Source organism: Pseudomonas sp. YH-1, from assembly GCF_051990045.1.
Lineage (GTDB): Bacteria > Pseudomonadota > Gammaproteobacteria > Pseudomonadales > Pseudomonadaceae > Pseudomonas > Pseudomonas nicosulfuronedens.
Genome location: NZ_CP178184.1, coordinates 6,429,932 through 6,448,114, shown reverse-complemented (window position 1 = coordinate 6,448,114; position 18,183 = coordinate 6,429,932). Strand labels below are relative to the sequence as shown.

The following is an 18,183-nucleotide window of genomic DNA, read 5'->3' as shown; positions in this document are numbered from 1 at the left end:
GAGCGAGCTTGCTCGCGAACCTGGCTTGGCAGTGGGGAATATTCGCGAGCAGGTCAGCCGTTTGCGCAGGGGCGAACTCTGTCCACTCGCGGGTGCCTGCCGACCTTCTATTCCTCGAACGCCTGCCGGTACTCCCCCGGTGTCCCACCCACCACCGATCTGAAACGGTTGGCGAAGTGGCTGGCGCTGGAGAACCCGCAGGCCAGGGCAACCTGGCTCAGCGGCTGGCGGGTATCGCGCAACAGGCGCTGCGCCAAGGCCACGCGGCGGGCCAGCACGTACTGGTGCGGCGGCATGCCGAAGCTTTCGCGGAACATCCGCGCGAAGTGGTATTCCGACAGTGCCGTCTGCATCGCCAGCTCGCCCAGCGACAGCGGCTGGTCCAGTCGTTGCTCGATGTAATCCGCTACCCGCTTGCGCATGGTCGGTGCCAATCCACCCTTGAGCCTCAGTCCTTCCCGCAGGCCGACCTGGTTCAGCAACAGGTGATCGATCAGGTCATGGGCCAGGGTGCTGGTGCGGATGCGTTCGCCCGGTTCTTGCCAGTCGAGCTTCACCAGTTGGCGGAAGCGCGCGGCCTGCTGCGGGTCGTCGAGGAAGGTGCGTTCGTGCAGTTGCAGTTCGCGCGGCTCGCGGTCGAGCAGGCGGATGCAGCCGAGGGAGAACTGTTCCTGGCCAATGTAGAGGTGCGCCAGGCGGATGTCGCCGTTGACGATCCAGGCCGACTCGGCGCCGGCCGGCATTACGCAGAGTTTGTCCGGCGCGCCAGTGGTGCCGGGGGCGCCACGGCGGAAAGTGCCGGTGCCGTCGTTCAGGTAGCACGACAGCGTGTGATGGCTGGGCGCGTGGTAGTCGCGGGCATCGTGGCTGTTGCTCCAGATCGCCGCGGACAGCCCGTCGCCCAGCTCCGCGCAACGCTCCAGGCGAGCGTTGGGCGAGGCGTTCATCGACTGGAAGACTTCGAGCTGCGAAATGGCTGACATGGGTATTCCTCTGTTGCCTTCACTCTACCCGCGCGGGCGCGCCTTGCCAGCCCGGTTGTCGCAATAAGCGCAAGAATCTGCAAGCCGGTGCCGGGCCTGGGCGGGAGACTGTCTCCCCAGTACTCCGGAGACTGCCATGAATCTCTCGCTCTACCTGCTGACCGTGCTCATCTGGGGCACGACCTGGATCGCCATCAAGCTGCAGGTCGGCGTGGTCGCCATTCCCTTGTCCATCGCCTACCGCTTCAGCCTGGCGGCGCTGGTGCTGTTCGCCCTGCTGTTGGTGTCCAGAAAGCTGCAGCCACTGGGGCGACGTGGGCAGGTGATCTGCTTTGCCCAGGGCCTGTGCCTGTTCTGCGTGAACTTCCTGTGTTTCTACACCGCGAGCCAGTGGATCCCCAGCGGGCTGGTCGCCGTGGTGTTTTCCACCGCCACGCTGTGGAATGCGCTGAATGCGCGGATTTTCTTCGGCCAGCGCATTGCGCCCAACGTACTGGGCGGCGGCGCGTTCGGCCTCGCAGGGCTGGCACTGCTGTTCTGGCCGGAGCTGTCGGGGCACCAGGCGACGCGGGAGACCTTCTACGGACTGGGCCTGGCGCTGCTCGGCACGCTGTGCTTCTCGGCCGGCAACCTGCTGTCGAGCCTGCAACAGAAGGCCGGGCTGCGGCCGCTGTCGACCAACGCCTGGGGCATGCTCTATGGGTCGCTGATCCTGCTGGCGATCTGTCTGGTACAGGGCGTACCGCTGACCTTCGACGCCAGCCCGCAGTACGTCTGGTCACTGCTGTACCTGGCAATTCCCGGTTCGGTGATCGGTTTCACCGCCTACCTGACGCTCGTCGGGCGCATGGGGCCGGAGCGCGCGGCCTACTGCACCGTGCTGTTCCCGGTGGTGGCGTTGAACGTCTCGGCCTTTGCCGAGGGCTACCAGTGGAGCCTGCCGGCGCTGGCCGGGTTGGGGCTGGTGATGGCGGGGAACGTGCTGGTGTTCCGCAAGCCCAGGCCGGTGTTACAGCCAGTGCGGGCGTAGATGGGTGGAGCTTGCGATGCCCATCAACGGTGTTCACACGTTGATCGATGGGTATCGCTTCGCTCCACGCCATTCTTCGCAAAAACGCTGAGCTCTCAGGCCTTCCAGGCCTGCGGATTGACCAGATTCTTCGGTCGCTCGCCACGGAGGGCGGCTTCGAAGTTGTCCAGTGCGCACTCGGCCATGGCCTGTCGGGTTTCGTGGGTGGCCGAGCCGATGTGCGGCAGGGTCACTGCGTTGGGCAGGGCGAACAGCGGCGATTCGGCCAGCGGTTCCTTTTCGTAGACGTCCAGGCCGGCGGCGAGGATGCGTTTTTCCTGCAACGCTTCCACCAGCGCGGCCTCGTCGATCACCTGGCCGCGGGCGATGTTCACCAGGATGCCGCTGGGTTTCATCAGCTCCAGTTCGCGCTTGCCGATCAGCTTGCGGGTCTTGTCCGACAGCGGTACCACCACGCAGACGAAATCCGCCTCGCCCAGCAGCTCTTCGAAGCCGCAGAAGCGCGCATTGAACTCCTGTTCCAGCTCCGGCTTGCGGCTGTTGCCGTGGTAGAGGATGTCCATGTTGAAGCCGAAGTGGCCGCGACGGGCGATGGCTGCGCCGATGCGGCCCAGGCCGAGGATGCCGAGCTTCTTGCCATGCACGTCAACGCCGAAGTGCTGGGCATCCACGGTGCGTTTCCACTGGCCGGCCTTGGTCCAGGCGTCCAGCTCGGCGGTGCGCCGGGCGGCGGCCATGATCAGGGCGAAGCCGAGGTCGGCGGTGGTTTCGGTGAGCACGTCCGGGGTGTTGGTCAGCGGGATGCCGCGCTGGTTCAGGTAGTTCAGGTCGTAGTTGTCATAGCCCACCGAGACGCTGGAAATGACCTCCAGCTGCGTGGCCTGGGCCAGTTGCTTCTCGCCCAGCGGGCGGCCGACGCCGATCATGCCGTGGGTGGTCGGCAGGGCAGCGGCCAGCTGCGCGTCGACATCGCCCTGTTTGGGGTCCAGCACGGTGACGTTGAACTGGCTGCGCAGGCGGTCGAGGTGTTCCGGGGCAAGGCGGCTGAAGACGAAGACGTTCTTTTTCATGGCTCTCGGACGGCTGGGAGACGGGAGGGGGTTAACCCTACCATTGCCGGACCAGAGCGGCGCAAGGCTTGCGTGCGCGCCGGGCGATTATCGAACGTGGGGTGGTTCGCAGCGGGGAAGAAGATGGGTTCGCGGGCAAGCTCACTGAACACCGGGGTAGGGAGTTACACAGTGAGCTTGCCCGCGAAACACGGCGAAAAGGGTGGTCAGGGTCCCACATCGGCGAGGCCGGCGCCATCGGCCTGGAGCACACCGGGAAGATTTTCCCGCAGGTACGCGACCCAGGTCTTGATTTTCGCGTCCAGGTACTGGCGAGAGGGATACAGCGCGTAGACGTTGAGGATCTGCAACTTGTAGTGCGGCAGCACACGCACCAGCGAGCCGTCGCGCAGGCCATCGATGGCCGAGTAGACGGGCAGGGCGCTGATGCCCATGCCCGAACCGATGGCCTCGGTCATGGCGTCACCGACGTTCACCTGGAAGGGCGAGGGGCCGAGGGTGATCATTTCCTGGCCGTTGGGGCCGTCGAATAGCCATTTGTCCAGCGGCAGCACGGGGCTGATCAGGCGCAGGCAGTCGTGCTCCATCAGTTCCGTCGGGGTCTTGGGCGTGCCGCGCCGGGCCAGGTAGTCGGGCGAGGCGCAGAGGATGCTGTAGGTCTCGCCGATGCGCTGGGACACCAGGCCCGAGTCGGGCAGTTCGGAGGCGACCACGATGGCCACGTCGAAGCCTTCGTCGAGCAGGTCCGGCACGCGGTTGGCCATGGTCAGTTCGAAGGTCACGTCCGGATGCAGCTGGCGATAGTTGGCGATGGCGCGGATCACGTAGTGCTGGCCGATGCCGGTCATCGAGTGCACGCGCAGGCGGCCGGCGGGGCGGGCGTGGGCGTCGCTGGCTTCGGCTTCAGCCTCTTCGACATAGGCGAGGATCTGCTCGCAGCGCAGTAGATAGCGCTGGCCGGCCTCGGTGAGGGCGATCCGCCGGGTGGTGCGGTTGAGCAGGCGGGTCCGCAGGTGGGACTCCAGATTGGCGACCGCGCGGGATACGTAGGCGGTGGTGGTGTTCAGCTGCTGCGCGGCGGCGGTGAAACTGCCGGTTTCCGCGACACAGGCGAACGCACGCATGGTCTGCAGTGTGTCCATTGGGGCCTCGTCAGTGGGGCGTCTGTCCCGGGTGGCGACGCCAATGAAGCGATACGTCGTCGCCGGCGGCATGTCCTTGATGGGTGGCAATGCGCGGAGCAGAGCGGGGGCGGCCTATTGTCACATGGATGGCGACACACATTGTTTCATTATCGGTAATAAACAATCACAAATCAGCTGGCTTATCCGTTCCCTTTCCCATCCCTAGAATTCAATCGCCGCAACTGGCTTTGCCGGCTCTCCACGCTTAAAAGCCCCACGCTGAAAAGCTAGACCACTTCCAGGACCTCCACCGTGTCGCGTCACCTCGTGAAAGGACTGACGTTCGTCGGCTCCTTTGTCATTTTTTCAACAATCGCCGGATGTATCAGCACCAACGGCATCGCCCCGCAGGAACAGCGCCTGGGCGACACCGAGCTGGCCACCGACGCCGCCATCGCGCACGCCAACCAGGAAGCAGGCTGGCCGGCCGAGCAGTGGTGGCGCGCCTATGGCGATCCGCAGTTGAATGCCTGGGTGCAGAACGCGCTGGAGGGCAGCCCGACCCTGGCCCAGGCCGAGGCACGGGTGCGCATGGCCATGGCCATGGCCGGCATCGCCGAATCCGCCGAGTCACCGCAGATCGGCGTGGATGCCTCGCTGACCCGCCACCGCTGGCCAACCGACTACTTCTACGGCCCGGGCGACCTGGCCGACAGCACCACCTTCAACAACAACGCCGCCCTGGGCTTCAGCTACTCGCTGGACCTCTGGGGCCGTGAGCGCAGCAACACCGAGCGCTACGTCAACATCGCCAAGATGACCGCCGCCGAGGCGCGCATGGCCCAGCTGGAGCTGGAGAGCAACATCGTCCGTGCCTACATCCAGTTGTCGCTGCAATACGCCAAGCTGGATATCGGCAAGGCCATGCTGGCGCAGCAGGAAGGCATCCTGGCCCTGGCCCAGCGCCGCCTCGACGGTGGCATCGGCACGCATTTCGAAGTCAGCCAGGCGGAAGTCCCGCTGCCGGAAACCGAGCGCAAGATCGAGGCGGTGGACGAGGAGATCCAGCTGACCCGCAACCAGATCGCCGCCCTCGCCGGCAAAGGTCCCGGCGCTGGCGCTTCGATCCAGCGCCCGAGCCTGAAGCTCGCCGAAGGCCCGGGCCTGCCCAGCAAGCTGCCGATGGAGCTGCTCGGCCATCGCCCGGACGTGGTCGCCAGCCGCTGGAAGGTCGCTGCCCAGGCCAAGGGCGTGGACGTTGCCCGCGCCGAGTTCTACCCCAACGTCGACCTGGTCGCGAGCATCGGCTACAGCGCCGTCGGTGGCGGCGTGCTGGAATTCCTCAACGCCGAGAAGTTCACCTACGGCGTCGGCCCGGCCATCTCCCTGCCGATCTTCGACGGCGGCCGCCGCCGCTCGCAGCTGAGCCAGGAGTCCGCCGGCTACGACGCCGCCGTGGCGCAGTACAACCAGACCCTGGTCAATGCTCTCAAGGGTATTTCCGACCAGCTGATCCGCATGCACTCCATGGAGCTGCAGGAAGGCTTCGCCGCCAAGTCCGTGGCCTCGGCCCAGCGCACCTACGACATCGCCACCAAGGCGTACCGTGGCGGCCTGACGGATTACCTCAACGTGCTCAACGCGCAGACCCGACTCTTCCAGCAGCAACTGGTGGAACAGCAGGTACGCGCCGCGCGCCTGGCCACCCACGCCGGTCTCGTCGTCGCCCTGGGGGGCGGCCTGATGGACAAGCAGGAAGGCCCGAAAGAGGCGAAGATGGTCCCCGAGACCGTCGACGTGCGCGCAGCTCAGGGAGCCGGGCGCTGATATGGCGGCGAACGACTTCAGCGCCCACCCGGCACCGCTGGACGCCCTGCGTCGCGCGCTGCTGGAGTGGGGCCGCAGTGACGGCATTACCTGGATCTACATCGCCAAGGTGCTGCTCGCCGCGTTGCTGACCCTCTGGTTGGCGATGCGCCTCGAACTACCGCAGCCGAGCACGGCGACCATCACCGTGTTCATCGTCATGCAGCCGCAGAGCGGTCAGGTGTTCGCCAAGAGCTTCTACCGGATTCTCGGCAGCCTGGTCGGCCTCTCCGTGATGGTTGCGCTGATCGCCATCTTCGCCCAGCAGCGCGAGCTGTTCCTGCTCGTGTCGGCGCTGTGGATCGGCCTGTGCACCGTTGGTGCCGCGCGCTACCGCGACTTCCGTTCCTACGCGTGCGTCCTCGCCGGTTACACCGCCACGCTGATCGGCCTCCCCGCCACCCTGCACCCGGAAGCCGCATTCATGTCGGCCATCTGGCGGGTGCTGGAAATCAGCCTGGGGATTCTCTGCTCCATGGTGGTCAGCGCCACGCTGTTCCCGCAGACCTCCAGCACCGCCATGCGCAGCGCGCTGTACCAGCGTTTCGGCGCTTTCGCCGGCTTCGTCCTGGATAACCTCGGCGGCGGTGAGCGGCCGAAGTTCGAGGCGGCGAACGTGGCCTTCGCCTCCCAGGCCGTGGGCCTGGAAGCGCTGCGCAGCGTTACCCGTTTCGAAGACCCGCACATGCGCCTGCGCTCCGGCCGCCTGTCGCGCCTGAACAACGAGTTCATGGTCCTCACCACCCGTTACCACGCGCTGCACCAGCTGCTCTCGCGCCTGCGTGCGCAGGAGGCCGAGGCCGTGCTGAGCGCCCTGCAACCGTGCCTGGACGAGCTGACCCAGGTGCTCGCTCCGTGGCGCGGCCAGTCGGTCACCGACCGTGACGCCGAGCGCCTCGCCGGACAGCTGGAAAGCCACCGCACGCGGATGATGCAGTGCATCCGTTCCGGCCGTGCGCAACTCCTCGCGGTGCAGGACGAGCCCTCCGCGCTGCTGGACTACAACACCGCCGGCGAGCTGCTCTACCGCCTGGCCGACGACCTCTACAACTACGCCCTGACCCACGCTTCCCTGGCTGCGCACAAGCACGAGCGGGAGAACTGGAAGCACGGCTTCTCGCCCAAGGCCAACCTGGTCGCCTCGCTCGTGGCCGGCGGCCGCACCGCGCTGATGGTGCTGGTGTTCGGCCTGTTCTGGATCGAGACCGCCTGGCCCAGCGGCAGCACCTTCGTGCTCAACGCCGCCGCCGTCGCTGCGCTGGTCTCGGCCGCGCCGGACCCGGCGAAGATGGCCATGCAGATGGCCGTGGGCACCTTCTTCGCGGCGATCCTCGGTTTCTCGGAAACCTTCTTCGTGTTCCCGCACCTGGACGGCTTCGCCCTGCTGGCGTTCGCCCTGGCACCGGTATTCGCGGTGGGCGCGTTCTTCTCGATCAAGCCCAAGTACGCCGGCTACGGCCTGGGCCTGCTGGTGTTCTTCAGCTTCGGCGCGATCCCGGCGAACCTCACCGTCTACGATCCGGGGCGCATGCTCAACGAGTACATCGCCCTGGTGCTGTCGCAGAGCCTGGCCGCGGTGGTCGCCGCGGTGATCATGCCGCCGACCAGTGCCTGGCTGTGGCGCCGCCTGGAGAAGGACCTGCGCCTGCGCGTGGTGGAGGCCATCAGCGGTAAGCTCGACGGCCTGGTTTCGTCCTTCGAGAGTGGCACCCGCGACCTGCTCAACCAGGCGTACGGCGTCGCCGCGCGCAGCCCGCAGATGCAACGCCGCTTGCTGCGCTGGACCTTTGTCGTGCTGGAGATCGGCCATTCGATCATCGAGCTGCGTGTCGAGCAGGAGAACCTGCCGGCCGAATCCTGCTACGCCGAGTCGACGCCCTGGCGGCAGTCGATCCGCAGCATGGGCCGCGCGCTGATCCGCCTGTTCGTCAAACCGTGCGAAGCCAACCGCGAGCGCGCCCTGGCCGCCGTGGAGCAGGCAATCGACTGCGTGAAGACCACTGACGAGCCGCGCGCTCCGGACTTCGAAAGCTCGCCGCTGCGCCGCGTACTCAGTTATCTGCACTTCATCCGTAGCAGCCTGCTCGACCCGCAGTCGCCGTTGCGCGATGGCGAAACCTCTTCTGGAAGAACCACCCATGTTGCCTGACCTGCCCCGCGAGATCGCGTTCCACGGGGTCTACATGCCGACCCTGACCCTGATGTTCCTCGTCGCCGCACTGCTGTGCTGGGGCATCGACCGCATCCTCGCCTCCATCGGCCTGTACCGCTTCACCTGGCACCCGGCGCTGTTCCGAGTGTGCCTGTTTGCCTGCCTGTTTGGCGGCCTGTCTCTCACTATCTATAAGTAACGAGCGTGCACCCATGACTCTCAAATCCATCATCAGCCTGCTGGCGACCCTGATCATCCTGGCGGTCGCCGCGTTGATCGGCCGCGCCCTCTGGGTGAACTACATGGATACGCCCTGGACCCGCGACGGCCGGGTGCGCGCCGACATCATCAACGTCGCCGCCGACGTCTCCGGCGTGGTGGTCGACGTGCCGGTGCGCGACAACCAGCAGGTAAAGAAGGGCGACCTGCTGATGCAGATCGACCCGGACCACTACCAGATCGCCGTGAAACAGGCCGAAGCCCTGGTCGCCTCGCGCAAGGCCACCTTGCAGATGCGCCAGCTCAACGCCAAGCGTCGCCGCGCGATGGACGAGGAAGTGGTCTCCCGCGAGAGCCTGGACGACGCCAGCAACACCGCAGCCGCCTCCGAGGCCGACTACCAGCAGGCGCTGGCCGCGCTGGACGCCGCCAAGCTGAACCTGGAGCGCACCCAGGTACGCGCCTCGGTGGACGGCTACGTGACCAACCTCAACGTGCACCGTGGCGACTACGCCCGCGTGGGCGAGGCGAAGATGGCCGTGGTCGACGAGAACTCCTACTGGATCTACGGCTACTTCGAAGAGACCAAGCTGCCGCACATCCGTGTCGGTGACCCGGCCGAGCTGCAACTGATGAGCGGCGAGCGCCTGAAGGGCCACGTCGAGAGTATCGCCCGCGCCATCTACGACCGCGACAATCCCGAGAGCCGCGAGCTGGTGGCTGACGTGAACCCGACCTTCAACTGGGTGCGCCTGGCCCAGCGCGTGCCGGTGCGCATCCACATCGACGAAGTGCCGGAGGGCGTGCTGCTGGCGGCGGGCATCACTGCCACTGTGATCGTCAACCCGGAGAGCCGCAACGCGGAACACTCCGATGGCGCGGCTGCGGCGGCGCAGTGATCGGATCGGATGCATGAAAACGGGAGCCTCGGCTCCCGTTTTCGTTAGTGGGCATCAGCCCAGTTGTGGCTGTACGCCGGCCAGCGCCAACGCTTCGTGCAGGGTCGGCAGAATGTGTTGCGGCGGAACCAGGGCGGTGATGCCGTGCCGCTCCAGGTCCTGGCGCAGGTAGTCGTTGACCCGCCCGAACACCAGCTGGATGCCTTTGTCCTGCAAGCGCTGGCACAGCTCGCCCAGCGCCCTGGCCGCCGAGTAATCCAGGCTGGTGATGGCCCCGGCATCGATGACGAACCAGCGCAACTCGCCGGGGGCGTGGTCGACCAGTTGGTTGACCTGCTGGATGAAGAGGTTTTCGTTGGCGTAGAACAGGTCGGCGCCGAAGCGATAGACGATCAGCCCCGGCGCGGTGACCTGTCCGTACTCCACCGGCCGGGCCAGCCAGCGCCCCTGCGGGCCGGGCTCGAGCATCTGGCTGTGGGGCCGGTAGCTGTGGCGGACGTGGTGCAGCAACGACAGCGCCATGGCCAGCAGGATGCCCTGCTCGACGCCCACCAGGACCACGGTGGCGGCGGTGACCAGGGCCATGCGGAACTCGGCGGGGCTCTCCGGACGCATTGCCCGCAGCGCCTTCAGGTCGATCAGCCCGAGACCGATGGTGAAGACTACGGCGGCCAGCACGCAGTGCGGCAGGTACTGCAGCCAGTCGCTGAAGAACAGCAGGACCAGCGCCACCACGGCGGCGAAGCCCAGCTGCGCCAACTGGCTGCGGGCGCCCGCCTGGTCGGCCATGGCGGTCTGGGTCGGGCTGCCGTTGACCACGAAGGCACCGCTCACCGCCGCGGCGGCGTTGGCGGCGGCCAACCCCAGGATGTTCGCGTTCTGGTCGTCGTGTTCCTGGTAACGGTCAGCGAACACCCGGCTGGCGGCCGAGGCCTGGGCGATGATCATCACGAAGCAGGCGAAGGCGATGGGCAGCAGGTCGAGCCATTGCTGCCACGCCAGTCGCGGCAGGACCAGCGAAGGTAGCCCGCCAGCGATGGGGCCGAGCACGGTAATGCCGTGGCCGGCGAGGTCGAAGCGGGCGCTGGCGGCGATGCAGCCCACCAGCACCAGCAGCGGAATGGGAAGGCGCGGGCCCCAGCGTTTGGCCGCCAGCAGGATGACGATCAGCGACAGGGATAGCGCGAGGGTCGGGCCGTGGGCCTGCAGCAGGTGGCTTGCCAGGTAGAGCGCCTGGTGAACGCTGTCGCGGGCCGTTACCTCGATGCCGAGCAGATCGCCCCCCATCGCCAGAGCGACCTGCACGCCGACGCCGGCAAGAAAGCCGGTTAGCACGGTGCGTGAGAGGAAATCAGCGAGGAAGCCCAGCTTCAACAGCCGTGCAATGAGCAGCATGCCGGCCGTCAGCAATGCCACCCCGGCGGCCAACGCCAGGTATTCGGCGCTGCCACCGGGAGCGATACCGGACAGTCGGCTGGAAAAGATGGTGGCGGTCGCCGAGTCCGCGGCCACCACCAGATGGCGCGAGGCGCCGAACAGCGCGAAAGCCACCAGCGGCAGCAGGGCGGTGTAGAGGCCGACCACCGCGGGCATCCCGGCAATCCGGGCGTAACCCAGCAACTGCGGGATATCCATGGCGGCCAGCGACACGCCGGAAAGGACATCGCGCCAGCCGCGCGTGCGGGAGAGTGGGCGAATACCCGGAAATAGCTTCATGGAACAACCCATCGATCGATGCGCCAGGGGCGATGGCGCATTCGAACAGCTGCCTGGCCGACAGGGCAACGCCTGCTTTCCCGGATGCTCATCGGAACGTCCGGATTGCGCAGTGGAAACGGCCGCTGGAGCTCAGCCGTCCTGCTGCAGCCGGTTCTTGTAGCTGCCGCGAATATTCATCGCCGCCAGGCACAACTGCAGCAGCACCAGCGCATAGGCCTGGGCCGGAATCCCCCAGGCAATCCACAGCGCGTTGCTGGCGAGGAATACCCAGAAGCCGACCTTGCGCCGTTTCCGGTCACGGGAACCGACCAGCCAGGCGGCGAGGACGGTGACCAGCATGGCTGGCCATTGCAGCAGGTCGATCAGCTCGTTCATGGGGGGCGAACTCAGGCGATTGTCCTGAAATCAGACCAGCCCCGGCGCGGCAAAGTGCGGACGAACTGGGTAGCCGTCGAGCAGCGCATTGGTCTTTTCCGGGTCCAGTTCGCCGTTGAAGGGCACGCCCAGCGCCTGGCGGTGAATGCCGGTGGACGCCAGCCACAGGGTGTCGATACGCGCGGCCAGCGCGCCGGGGACGTCGGTCACCAGCGAGTCGCCGACGAACAGGATGTGCTTCGCTCCGCGTGCTTCCAGCTGCCGCTGGGCGATACGGAACGCCGATGGATCGGGCTTGCCGTACCAGTGAACCTTGCCGCCCTCCTCGGCGAAGGCCTCGGCCAGGCGGCCGGCGCCGAATACCGTCTGGCCCCCGGAAACCACCACGCGGTCGGGGTTGGCGCAGAGGAAGGGCTTGTCGGTGGCGCCGCGCAGCGGGGCGAAGCGTTCCTCCAGCTCGTTCTGCGGGAAGCTGCCGACGCCGAGGATCATCGACGCGGCGTGGATGTCGTCGCTGAAGCGCTCGCGAATCTCCACCGGCCAGGTGGTCAGCGCATCGCCCACGCCAACGGTGTAGATGCCGCCGCGCTGGAATTCCCGTTCATGGGTGAAGGCATCGATGGCCAGCTGGCCGGAGGTGGTGATGCCGGCGAACAGCTCGCGGGAGACGCCCAGGCGCACCAGGGTGTCGGCCATTTCCGGGACGCTGCGCGAGGCGTTGCTCAGGAACCACACCGGCTTGCCCTCGGCGGCGCGGCGGGCCAGCCAGTCGAGGGCGCCGGGGAACACGTCGACACCGTCGATCAGCACGCCCCAGAGGTCGAGCAGGAAACCGTCGTAGTCGGCGCAGAAGGCATCCAGGCCGGCGTGGTCGATGTAGCGGGTGTGGGTGACGGCGCTGAAGCGGGAGCTGGTCATGGCGTGCCTGTGCAACGGTGGGAGTGCGCCCACGTTAGCGCACTCTTGCCATGACGGTGTGACAGATGCGCCGATCAGTGCGCCGGGTGCAGCGCGCTTTCCTCACCGAAAGTGTCCGCCAGCCAGCCCTTGAGCTGGCAGCCGGCGAAGGCCGAGGTGCTGCACTCGCCGCTGGCCAGGGCCTGTTGCAGCTGGCCGATGTCGGCCTTCTGCACGTAGGCGATGGCGTCGGTCATGTCATCTTCGGTGCCGTAGCCGCCCTGGGTCATCTCCTTGAGCGCGTCGTCCTTGCTCCAGCCCTGGACCACGGTGCGGTACATGGCGGCGAACAGGCCGGTGCGGTCGCGCCCGTGCTTGCAGTGCATCAGCACCGGACCGTTCTGCTCGGCGCTCTGCAGGATGCGCAGGACCTTCAGCACGTCGGCGTCATCGACGCGGTCGGCGTGGGTCGGGAAGCTCACCGCCTCCAAATCGTGCTGGCCGATCCATTCGCGGTCGTCGTCCTTGATGAAGCTCACCACGGTCTTCACTCGCAGGCGCTGCAGCTCGGGCACGTTGGCGCTGGCGGGCAGGGCACTGCGGTAGAGGGTCGGCGACATCTGGTAGAGGTTGAACGACTTGTCCACCGGTTTGGCCCAGTCGGCCGGCGTCTCGCCAGCGGCCTGGGCGAGGGGGATGATGCTCTGCAGCGCAGTGCCCAGCAGAGCAGCGGCGATGACGCCACGGAAAATCGAAGGCAGGGACATGGGAACTCCTCTAAGGTCCGCGTCACCTTAGGTGGAGGCCGGTTGTGCCCGAATGAAAAGCAGGTGAAGAAAGCGTGAAGCCTGCTCAGCGCCGGCCGGCAGGCAGGAAGCGCGCAAGCACGCCGGGGCGGAAGAACCACCAGACGCACAGCGGATAGCACAGGTAGTTCAGCGCGTAGATCAGCAGCGCCGCCGGGCTCGGTGTGTTCTTCCAAGCGGCCATGCCGACGAGGATGGCGTAGAGCACTGCCAGCCCGCCGCCGTACAGCGCAGTCAGCCGCCAGCGTTCGCCGATTTCCGCCAGCCGCTTGTGCCGGCGGGCGAACCAGAAGGCCATGGCGGCGGCAATCACGGCTGCTACCAGCAAGGTCGCTGGCACGCCGCCGACCCGTAGCAGCCCGCGCGCCACCACGTTGAGGAAGAAGGCGGCGAGGATGCCGGCGAGGGCGAGGTAGCGGACCGGGTAAGTCATCAGCCCCCCTTCAGCAAGTAGGCGCCGGTAAACAGCAGCGCGCTGCTGGTCATCAGTGTGACGGCGAAGGCGCGGCCGTCGGCGAGATCGGCCATCAGGCCGTGCCACAGACGAGTCGAGGTGGCGGCAGCGTTCATCACCTCGCGATTGCGCAGCAGGCCGGCACTGTCATGGCTGCCCTTGAGCATCAGCGCGGCCAGCGCGCAGCAGGCGAAGCCGACGTAGATCGTGGTCTCGCACAGGGCCGCTGCGCTCAGCTCGCCCCGGTACGCCGTCACGCCGATGGCTACGGCCAGTTGCAGCAGGAGGAACGGCAGGAGGATGCGGCCGATGCGAAAGAGGAAGTGCTTCATAGCGCACCGTTGAGGCCAAAGCGCTTCTTCAGCACCTTGTCCAGCAGGCCAGTGGGCAGCCAGCGCGAGAGCAGCGGCAGGGCTCGGCTGCCGTTGCCAATGCGCACCAGGCGCGGGCGCGGAGACTTCTGTGCGGCGGCCAGCAGCGCGCGGGCGAAGTCGCTGGCCGGCGTGGGTTTGTCCTGGGAGGCGGCGGCGCGTGCCTGGATGAACTGGCGCAACGGCCACCAGGCGGAGTCCTCGCTGACCACCGCGGCCATCTCGCGGCTGGCGTTGGCGCCGAAGTTGGAGGCGATGGCGCCGGGCTGGACTTCCATCACCTCGATGCCGAAGGGCGCCAACTCCAGGCGCAGGGCGTCGTTCAGCGCATGCACCGCCGCTTTCGATGCGCAGTAGGCGCCGGCGAAGGGCGTCACCAGCACACCGGACACGCTGCCGATGTTCACCACCAACCCGCGCCGTGTGCGCAGCGCCGGGAACAGTGCGCGGGTGACGCCGACCACGGCGAACACGTTGGTTTCGAACTGTCGGCGGATCGCCTGGCTGCCGCCATCCAGCAGCGGACCCATGGCACCGTAGCCGGCGTTGTTGATCAGCACATCGAGGCCCCCGGCTTCGCGTTGCAGCAGCTCGGCGAGGCGCTCGACGGCGGGCTCGTCGTTGACGTCCAGCAGCACGCCACGCAAACCCGACTGGCCAAGGGCGGCGACGTCTTCGTCGCGGCGGGCGGTGGCCCAGACCTGGTAACCGGCGGCCTGGAAGGCATCGGCGAGGGCGCGGCCGATACCGCTGGAGCAACCGGTGATGAGGGCGACGGGCTGGGGCATGGTGGGGCAGTCCTTGGGCTGTGGGCGGGACTACCGTACCGGATTGTGCGGGGCAGGTGAATCAGTTGCCGAATCGACCGTTCACCCGCTCGGCGCGGAATTCCAGGGTGCTGGCACGGTAGCCGGGGCGCAGCGGCGGCAGCGGCAGGCAGTCGCTCCAGCTGTCGCCGGCGAGCAGCGCACCGGGGCCGCGATAGCGCGGGGCTTCGTAGAGGTTCTCGGCGAGGTCGGTGGTATCGCCGGGACGGTAGGCGGCGACTTTCCAGCGCAGTTCCAGCAGCGGGCGATTGGCGCCGTTCTTCAGGCTGACGGCCAGCGGGCGGCCGGGAGGGCACTGGTCGGGCTGGTAGGCGATGCGCAGCTCCAGGTGTTCGAGCTGTCGGGCGTCGCTGTTGTCCTGCCAGATGGCGATGGCAATCACACAGGCCAGCCCGACCAGGCCGGCGCCGGAGATCGGCAGGGCGCGGGAGGGATAGCGGATCAGCAGGATGATCCAGGTGACGATCAGCAGGATGCCGTACAGCATGGAGCGCTCCGTGGGGGATGTGTGGATACCTTAGCAGGAGCTTCGTCGCGATGGGCTGACGCCGCTCTTTGTCGGAGCGAGTTTTGCCTCGCCGGAGCCAAGGCGGAGCAAGAACGTAGGATGGCGTGGAGCGCAGCGATACCCATCGATTCCCGCGCACCGGCAGCATGGGTATCGCAAGCTCGCGGAACGCTGCTCGTCCCATCCTACGCAAGCGCTCGCCGGGGAGGTCGGCAGGTTGCGGTTCGCGAGCAAGCTCGCTCCTACAGATAGTTGTCACATCTGTTGTGCTGCCAGCCCGACCACGGCGGATAACGCTGGCGAGTTATGCGCCTTACGGGTGCCATCGGAGCCGGCGGGCATAAAAAAGCCCCCGCACCATAAGGTGCGGGGGCGTCGGCGCCGATGGGGGAAGCGCCAGGTCCAGTGACCCTCAGTTCAGCGCACTACCGCCTGTACTTCGACGTTTTCGGTGGTACGGCCGTAGACATCTTCCAGACGCTCGATGTCGTCTTCGCCCAGGTAGCTGCCCGATTGCACTTCGATGATCTCCAGCGGGATCTTGCCCGGGTTGGCCAGGCGGTGCACCGAGGCGATCGGGATATAGGTGGACTGGTTCTCGGTGAGCAGGAAGGTATTGTCGTCACAGGTCACCTGGGCGGTGCCGGAGACGACGATCCAGTGCTCGGCGCGGTGGTGGTGCATCTGCAGCGACAGGCGTGCGCCCGGCTTGACGGTGATGTGCTTGACCTGGAAGCGGCCGCCCATGTCCACCGAGTCGTAGGAGCCCCACGGACGGTAGACCTGGCAGTGGTTCTGGGTCTCGCTGCGGCCGGCGGCATCGAGCTGGTTGACCACCTTCTTGACGTCCTGCACGCGGTCCTTGTGGGCGATCATCATGGCGTCCTTGGTCTCGACCACCACGATGTCTTCCAGGCCGACCACGGACACCAGCTTGCCGTTGCCGTGAACCAGGCAGTTGTGGCTGTCATGCACCACCACGTCGCCCATGGTGACGTTGCCATTGACGTCCTTGTCGTGGACTTCCCAGATCGACGACCAGCTACCAACATCGTTCCAGCCGGCGGCCAGGGGGACCACGCAGGCGCGGCGGGTCTTTTCCATCACGGCGTAGTCGATGGAGTTGTCCGGGCAGCACTCGAAGGTGGCGGCGTCGATGTTGATCAGGTCGCCGTCGTGCTGGCTGCGCTCCAGGGCGAGCAGGCAGGTGTCGTAGATGTCGGCGTCGTGCTTTTTCAGCTCTTCGAGGAAGCGGCTGGCGCGGAACAGGAACATGCCGCTGTTCCAGAAGTAGCCGCCTTCCTCGACGAATTGCTGGGCACGGGCTTCATCAGGTTTCTCGACGAAGCGCTCGACGCGGATGACGCCGTCCGGCAGGCCGCGCTCGTCGCCGGACTTGATGTAGCCGTAGCCGGTTTCCGGGCGATCGGCGGGCACGCCGAAGAGCACCATCTCACCCTTTTCGGCGGCGTTGGTGGCCAGTGCCAGGGCACGCTGGAAGGCGCGCTGGTCTTCGATCACGTGGTCGGCCGGGAGGATCAGCAGCAGTTCGTCACGGCCTTCGGCCATGAGCTTCATGGCGGCGATGGCGACCGCCGGGGCGGTATTGCGGCCGAAGGGTTCGAGCAGGATGGACTGGGTCTTCAGGCTCAGCGCTTCGAGCTGTTCCTGGACAATGAAACGGTGTTCCTGGTTGCTCACCACCACCGGCGGCTCCATGCCTTCGAACACCAGGCGCTCCAGGGTCTGCTGGAACAGCGTGTGCTCGCCGGTCAGGGCCAGGAACTGCTTGGGATACTGTTTGCGCGAAAGAGGCCAGAGTCGCGAGCCGCTACCACCGGAAAGGATTACTGGGATCATCGGGTTTCTCCTAAAGCGTTTGCGTTCTGTCGGCCGGGCCACGTCATGCGGGCCGGCGTGCGGTTTGGGTGACCTCTCCTGTGCTTGCCGCCGTAGCGGCGCACGGTTCCTGCTGCCGGTGTGGGGCCGGTCTTGTTGTTTTGCATATCGGGTCGGGAACGGGGCAGAGCACCCTCTCCCCAGCCCTCTCCCTGAAGGGAGAGGGAGTTGTTCGTGCCGGCTGATGCCATGGTTTTCACCTGCGCCAATCCAGTTCCCTCTCCCTTCGGAGCGGGGCGCGCAGCCAGGGTTAGGGAGAGGGCGGGCGGTACGCGCTGACACGTCATCGCCGACTTGCTCAGTCCGCCTTCACCGGACGCTTGACCCACACCGGGTTCAGCTTGCTGTCGCCGGTGACGTAGAGGCAGACCACTTCGCCGCGCTCGAGGGTGACCGGCTTGAGGTCGCTGACCTTCTTCGCGCCATCGAACAGCGCCAGGTTCACTTTCACCGGGTTGATCTCGCGGTCGCCGTGGCTCTGCGGGGCGACGTTGCTGACCACTTCGGTCTTGCCATCGGCGGTCTTCAGGGTGAGGGCCTTGCCGCTGAGGTTCTGTACGCGGACCAGGGCCTTCTGCTTGTTCTTGAACGGCGGCTCGGGCACCAGGCGCGGCTCGCCGCCGGGTTGGCTGACGAGGGTGTAGTAGGCGTCCGGATCGAGTTTCACCGGCAGGCTCTGGGAGCCGACCTTGGCGGTGTAGTTGCCCGGCGGGAGGAACTTGAAGTCACTGGAGCCCTGCGGGGTAATGTCGTTGAGTGTGGCATTGCCGACGCTGACGGACAGCTCGCCGCTGCCGGCGTTGTAGGCCCGCACGAAGGAAGAGCCCTTGGGTGCCTGCGGGCCGTACAGCGCGCCTTCACCACCGGCGAAGGCGCCGAAGGAGGCGGCGCCCAGGGCGATGGCCAGGGCGGACGACTTCAGGGTGCGAATGCTCACTCGGTTAAAGTTGAGTCGGTTCATGGGGTGTACCTCCGTCTTCTCTC

Annotated in this window: 18 protein-coding genes; 5 read left to right on the top strand and 13 right to left on the bottom strand. The window is 66.7% G+C overall.

The window, feature by feature from the left end; genetic code table 11:
* Window positions 1–107 precede the first annotated feature (107 nt).
* Complete coding sequence (locus ACKI1H_RS29875) at window positions 108–983, bottom strand: AraC family transcriptional regulator (RefSeq protein ID WP_138522022.1); 876 nt, start codon at window positions 981–983, stop codon at window positions 108–110.
* Between the two features lie 136 nt (window positions 984–1,119).
* On the opposite strand from ACKI1H_RS29875, the gene ACKI1H_RS29870 reads away from it, so the two are divergent.
* Window positions 1,120–2,013: a DMT family transporter gene (locus ACKI1H_RS29870; protein WP_440467207.1), complete on the top strand. Its 894-nt coding sequence runs from the start codon at window positions 1,120–1,122 to the stop codon at window positions 2,011–2,013.
* A gap of 95 nt (window positions 2,014–2,108) precedes the next feature.
* Here ACKI1H_RS29870 and ACKI1H_RS29865 read toward each other — a convergent pair whose 3' ends face one another.
* Complete coding sequence (locus tag ACKI1H_RS29865) at window positions 2,109–3,083, bottom strand: 2-hydroxyacid dehydrogenase (RefSeq protein ID WP_440467206.1); 975 nt, start codon at window positions 3,081–3,083, stop codon at window positions 2,109–2,111.
* A 206-nt stretch (window positions 3,084–3,289) separates the two neighbouring features.
* Complete coding sequence (locus tag ACKI1H_RS29860) at window positions 3,290–4,225, bottom strand: LysR family transcriptional regulator (RefSeq protein ID WP_017519048.1); 936 nt, start codon at window positions 4,223–4,225, stop codon at window positions 3,290–3,292.
* Window positions 4,226–4,519: 294 nt separating this feature from the next.
* Between ACKI1H_RS29860 and ACKI1H_RS29855 the strand changes: the two genes are divergently transcribed.
* The 4 genes from ACKI1H_RS29855 to ACKI1H_RS29840 are packed head-to-tail and all read left to right on the top strand — an operon-like array spanning window position 4,520 to window position 9,343.
* Window positions 4,520–6,034: an efflux transporter outer membrane subunit gene (locus ACKI1H_RS29855; RefSeq protein WP_440467205.1), complete on the top strand. Its 1,515-nt coding sequence runs from the start codon at window positions 4,520–4,522 to the stop codon at window positions 6,032–6,034.
* Window position 6,035: 1 nt separating this feature from the next.
* The gene (locus ACKI1H_RS29850) at window positions 6,036–8,222 is read left to right on the top strand and encodes an FUSC family protein (RefSeq protein WP_440467204.1); all 2,187 of its coding nucleotides are present in this window, start codon (window positions 6,036–6,038) and stop codon (window positions 8,220–8,222) included.
* A gap of 1 nt (window position 8,223) precedes the next feature.
* A complete protein-coding gene (locus ACKI1H_RS29845) occupies window positions 8,224–8,424 on the top strand; it encodes a DUF1656 domain-containing protein (RefSeq protein ID WP_138522380.1) in 201 nt (66 codons plus the stop codon).
* A gap of 13 nt (window positions 8,425–8,437) precedes the next feature.
* Window positions 8,438–9,343, top strand: a complete 906-nt coding sequence (locus ACKI1H_RS29840) for an efflux RND transporter periplasmic adaptor subunit (protein WP_138522012.1) — start codon at window positions 8,438–8,440, stop codon at window positions 9,341–9,343.
* A 54-nt stretch (window positions 9,344–9,397) separates the two neighbouring features.
* On the opposite strand, the gene ACKI1H_RS29835 is transcribed toward ACKI1H_RS29840, so the two are convergent.
* The 10 genes from ACKI1H_RS29835 to algF form a co-directional block, all read right to left on the bottom strand.
* Entirely contained in the window at window positions 9,398–11,059 is a 1,662-nt protein-coding gene (locus ACKI1H_RS29835; protein ID WP_440467203.1) for a SulP family inorganic anion transporter, read from the bottom strand.
* A gap of 132 nt (window positions 11,060–11,191) precedes the next feature.
* Complete coding sequence (locus ACKI1H_RS29830) at window positions 11,192–11,437, bottom strand: hypothetical protein (RefSeq protein WP_138522008.1); 246 nt, start codon at window positions 11,435–11,437, stop codon at window positions 11,192–11,194.
* A 30-nt stretch (window positions 11,438–11,467) separates the two neighbouring features.
* On the bottom strand, window positions 11,468–12,355 hold the full coding sequence (locus tag ACKI1H_RS29825; RefSeq protein WP_440467202.1) for a TIGR01459 family HAD-type hydrolase: 888 nt from the start codon (window positions 12,353–12,355) through the stop codon (window positions 11,468–11,470).
* A 74-nt stretch (window positions 12,356–12,429) separates the two neighbouring features.
* Window positions 12,430–13,101, bottom strand: coding sequence for a tyrosine-protein phosphatase (locus ACKI1H_RS29820; protein WP_440467201.1), 672 nt, complete (start codon window positions 13,099–13,101; stop codon window positions 12,430–12,432).
* Between the two features lie 85 nt (window positions 13,102–13,186).
* Window positions 13,187–13,573, bottom strand: a complete 387-nt coding sequence (locus tag ACKI1H_RS29815) for a hypothetical protein (protein ID WP_440467200.1) — start codon at window positions 13,571–13,573, stop codon at window positions 13,187–13,189.
* Window positions 13,573–13,926 carry a hypothetical protein gene (locus tag ACKI1H_RS29810; protein WP_440467199.1) on the bottom strand — a complete coding sequence of 118 codons (354 nt, stop codon included), beginning with the start codon at window positions 13,924–13,926 and terminating at the stop codon, window positions 13,573–13,575. The genes ACKI1H_RS29815 and ACKI1H_RS29810 overlap by 1 nt, the downstream gene beginning before the upstream one ends.
* Window positions 13,923–14,753, bottom strand: coding sequence for an SDR family oxidoreductase (locus ACKI1H_RS29805; protein ID WP_138521998.1), 831 nt, complete (start codon window positions 14,751–14,753; stop codon window positions 13,923–13,925). Before ACKI1H_RS29805 ends, ACKI1H_RS29810 begins: the two co-directional genes overlap by 4 nt.
* A gap of 61 nt (window positions 14,754–14,814) precedes the next feature.
* On the bottom strand, window positions 14,815–15,279 hold the full coding sequence (locus ACKI1H_RS29800) for a multidrug transporter (protein ID WP_440467198.1): 465 nt from the start codon (window positions 15,277–15,279) through the stop codon (window positions 14,815–14,817).
* Window positions 15,280–15,717: 438 nt separating this feature from the next.
* On the bottom strand, window positions 15,718–17,160 hold the full coding sequence (locus ACKI1H_RS29795; RefSeq protein ID WP_440467197.1) for a mannose-1-phosphate guanylyltransferase/mannose-6-phosphate isomerase: 1,443 nt from the start codon (window positions 17,158–17,160) through the stop codon (window positions 15,718–15,720).
* Window positions 17,161–17,497: 337 nt separating this feature from the next.
* Entirely contained in the window at window positions 17,498–18,160 is a 663-nt protein-coding gene (gene algF, locus ACKI1H_RS29790) for an alginate O-acetyltransferase AlgF (protein WP_440467196.1), read from the bottom strand.
* Between the last annotated feature and the right edge of the window lie 23 nt (window positions 18,161–18,183).